The following is a 636-nucleotide window of genomic DNA, read 5'->3' on the forward strand; positions in this document are numbered from 1 at the left end:
ATCAAACCCATCGGCTACGGCGCTGGCCGCGACGGCCAGCGCCGCCGCCTCTACGACGAGCCCATGACCCCACTGGACCGGCTGCTGGCAGCCGGGGTCCTCTCGCCAGCCCAAGAATCGGAGCTGCTTGCCTACCGCGACACCCTGAACCCCGCCGCGATCGCACGCCAGATCGCCGATCTACAAGCCGCCCTGCTCAGACTCGCCAAGAACAAGACCGAACACCTCTACCTCGCCGCCATCCCCACCGCCCTACCCGAGGTCAGATCCGGCATCCGCATCCAGAACAAGACCGCCAGTTGACCTCGTTTTCGCGGGCATTCCTTACGTGATGCATGGATCAGGTTTCGCGGGCAACTTGACGTGATGCATCACGCCCCCGACGCAGCATGTGAGAAGTTTCCTTACTGGAATCAAGATCGCCGAGGTCGGCAACGTGGGCTGACGGCGTTGCCGGATTCCGGGATTCACGTCGTGAGAACGAATCGTGGCGAGAGGACAGCTGCAGCCGGACACTCCTCGTCCGCGAATAAGCCCTGAGGCCAGGGGGAACCGCGGGAGCTTGACGGATCCGCCGTGTCCGCCGATACGGCACCGGGATGGCTTTTGTCTGCAGTGGAGCTTGCCTGTCTCGAA

1 pseudogene is annotated in these 636 nt (G+C 63.5%); it reads left to right on the forward strand.

The annotated features are described in order from the left end of the window. Nucleotides 1-303: pseudogene (locus JF781_RS28105) on the forward strand (integrase); the annotation flags it as partial. Between the last annotated feature and the right edge of the window lie 333 nt (nucleotides 304-636).

The organism is Mycobacterium sp. WUMAC-067, assembly GCF_020217485.1.
In the GTDB taxonomy this organism is placed as follows: domain Bacteria; phylum Actinomycetota; class Actinomycetes; order Mycobacteriales; family Mycobacteriaceae; genus Mycobacterium.